4 protein-coding genes and 1 pseudogene are annotated in these 2,550 nt (G+C 72.0%); 4 read left to right on the top strand and 1 reads right to left on the bottom strand.

Annotated features, from left to right (window positions below; all coding sequences use genetic code 11):
- Window positions 1-59 precede the first annotated feature (59 nt).
- From G6017_RS16015 to G6017_RS16005, 3 genes are all read left to right on the top strand, one after another.
- Window positions 60-296 (top strand): RNA-binding S4 domain-containing protein, encoded by a 237-nt coding sequence (locus G6017_RS16015; protein ID WP_182609886.1) that lies wholly within the window; start codon window positions 60-62, stop codon window positions 294-296.
- A gap of 5 nt (window positions 297-301) precedes the next feature.
- Window positions 302-847, top strand: a complete 546-nt coding sequence (locus G6017_RS16010) for a hypothetical protein (RefSeq protein ID WP_182609893.1) — start codon at window positions 302-304, stop codon at window positions 845-847.
- A 98-nt stretch (window positions 848-945) separates the two neighbouring features.
- Window positions 946-1,329 carry a hypothetical protein gene (locus tag G6017_RS16005; RefSeq protein WP_179524198.1) on the top strand — a complete coding sequence of 128 codons (384 nt, stop codon included), beginning with the start codon at window positions 946-948 and terminating at the stop codon, window positions 1,327-1,329.
- A gap of 61 nt (window positions 1,330-1,390) precedes the next feature.
- Here the strand turns inward: G6017_RS16005 and rraA are convergent, their stop codons facing one another.
- Window positions 1,391-1,873: a ribonuclease E activity regulator RraA gene (gene rraA / locus G6017_RS16000; protein ID WP_179524199.1), complete on the bottom strand. Its 483-nt coding sequence runs from the start codon at window positions 1,871-1,873 to the stop codon at window positions 1,391-1,393.
- A 134-nt stretch (window positions 1,874-2,007) separates the two neighbouring features.
- On the opposite strand from rraA, the pseudogene G6017_RS15995 reads away from it, so the two are divergent.
- Window positions 2,008-2,550, top strand: a pseudogene (locus G6017_RS15995) (amidohydrolase family protein); the annotation flags it as partial.

The following is a 2,550-nucleotide window of genomic DNA, read 5'->3' as shown; positions in this document are numbered from 1 at the left end:
TCCGCCATATCGCAGGACGCGGACGGGCCGCGCGGGTGACACCGTCGGCCGGTCCACCAGTGGACGACGTCGAATGTGATCTGGGCAGCAAGCTCACGCTCGGCCAGTTCCTCAAGCTGGCCTCGCTGCTCGATTCGGGGGCGGAGGCCAAGGACGCCGTCGCGGCGGGCGCGGTCAGCGTCAACGGGGAGGTCGACGTGCGGCGCGGTCGCGGACTGGCCGACGGCGACGTGGTGGCGTTCGGTGGCCGCGCGGCCCGCGTGGTCGCCCGTGACGGGCAGGGGAGGCCTCAGTGAACGAGATGACGTCCGGCGCCGTGCCGGCCCCGGTGGTGCTGCACGACGACGACCCGGGGGCCCGCCGCTACGCGGACTGGGTGGCGGAGGAGTTCGACGCCCGCAGCTCCCACCACGACGCCGTGGATCCCGCCGAGCTCGTGGTGGCCGGGACGGTGGTCCTGGTGACGGGCATGCGTCCGGGTGGCGGTCTGGGCGGCTCGGGGTTCATCAAGGACAACTGGGAGGCGCTCGTGGAGGCCGGTCGCCGGGTCGCCGTCGTCATGGTGGGCCCCACCCCGGTCACCGACGACGCCCGGATCGACCTGATGTCGAGCGAGTTCTCCGCCGACCAGCTCCGGGACCTCAAGCTGTTCCAGTTGCGCGGCGTGGTGACCCCCGACCAACTCGGGTTCCGGCAGCGGCTGGGGATCAAGACCGCGCTGGCGGCACTGCGCCGCAAACCGGATCTCACCCCGGAGGAGCAGTCGATGCTCGAGCTGGGCGGGCTGGATCTCACCGACCGGGTCTCCCTCGGCCCGCTCCTGCGGTGGATCAGACGCGAGGCATGACCCGTCCGGGCCGCCGGTCGCGGACGGTGTGATACCCGTTACACTTCGTGAGGACAGCCCCACGCCCGGGTGGGGTGCCTACCCGGAGGTTCCCTGACATGCGCACCACCCTGCTCGCCGCGGCGTCGTCCGCTCTGATGGCCACCGCCCTGCTCGCCGGGGCCGGGTCGGCGACGGCGGCGCCCGAGGAGCCGACGGACCCGTTCTGCGTGTGGATCCAGACGATGAACGGCGCCCGGTGCATGTCGGTCGATCCCGCGACCATCGACGCGCTCGGCAGTCTGGGCTACGGCTCCCTCGGCACCGGCTCGCTGATGAACCTGCTGACGACGCTCATCAACACCGGGTCCGTCGTCCTCTCCGTCGACGTGCCCAACTCGACCGGGTCGTACGCGCCCGGGTCGTTGGGCAGTTACGGGCCGGAGGCCTCGATCGGCGAGCTGTCGGTCGGCTCGGTCGGCACCTTCGCGGGCGCGTCCTGATCCGCTGACCGCTCGGCGACCCCGTCGGCCGCCACGCCCCGGCGTGGGGTGCGCGCCGGGGTCAGCGCACCACGATCCCGTCGGAGTCCGCGTAGAGCATGTCGCCGGGGACGAAGTCGACCCCGCCGAAACTCACGGTGACATCCCGCTCCCCGGCGCCCGTCTTGGACGACTTGCGGGGGTTGGTCCCGAGGGCCTTGCACCCGAAGTCCATCGTGCCGATCACCGCGGAGTCGCGGATCGCGCCGTGGACCACCACGCCGGCCCAGCCGTTGGATCGACCGAGTTCCGCGATGAGGTCGCCGACGAGCGCCGTGTGCACACTGGCATCACCGTCGATCACCAGGACCCGACCCTCTCCGGGCTCACCCAGAACGCTCTTGAGCAGCGCGTTGTCCTGGAAGCACCGGACCGTGGAGACCGGGCCGAAGAACTCGGTGCGGCCGCCGAGGTCGCGGAACTGGGTGTCGCAACTCCGGACGCCCTCGCCGATCTCGTCGACGAGGTCGGCGGTGGGGACGAATCCGGTGGGGGTGTCGGTCATGGCGGGCCCTCCTGGTCTGAGTTCGGTCTCCCTCCACGCTATCCGGCGACGCTGCCCCGGAAGACCTCGGCCGTGGGGGACAATGACGCCCGAGGGTGTCACCGAAATCCGTCTAGACGTAGGAGGACCGATCCGTGGCCAGGTACGAGCTCCTGATCCACGCCCGCCGCGCCGTGGTCGACGGTCGTATCCAGCAGGCGGCGGTCGCGGTGGACGGCGGCGTGATCTCCTCCGTGCGGACCGGGTCCGAGGCACGGGACATCGGGTTGGCGGGTGATCACACGATCGATCTGGGTGACGACGTCGTTCTGATGCCCGGGCTGGTGGACCCGCACGTGAGCACCGAGGACGTCGCGGTGGGCACCCGTTCGGCCGCCCTCGGGGGGATCACCACCGTGGTCGACTACGGGACGAACGGCGACCCGTCGGCCACCGACCCGGAGCAGGTGGACCGGTGGCGGGAGGGGGTGACCGGCGAGTCGTTCGTCGACGTGGGCCTGTGGGGCGCCGCGGTGCCCGGCAACCTCGGACGGCTCGGCGCGTTGCTCGACCGGGGGGTGTTCGGGATCTCCGCCGTGGCGGACGGGAAGGGCGTGGCGGGAACCCCCACCCTGAACAGTGAGGACCTGGCGGCGGCGGCGGAGGAGGTCGCCGGCCGCGGCGGGCTCTTCGCCGCG

It is taken from the genome of Dietzia sp. B44, assembly GCF_014145245.1.
Lineage (GTDB): Bacteria > Actinomycetota > Actinomycetes > Mycobacteriales > Mycobacteriaceae > Dietzia > Dietzia natronolimnaea.
Note: the sequence above shows the minus strand (reverse complement) of the source record. Positions and strands in the feature narration are given on the sequence as shown.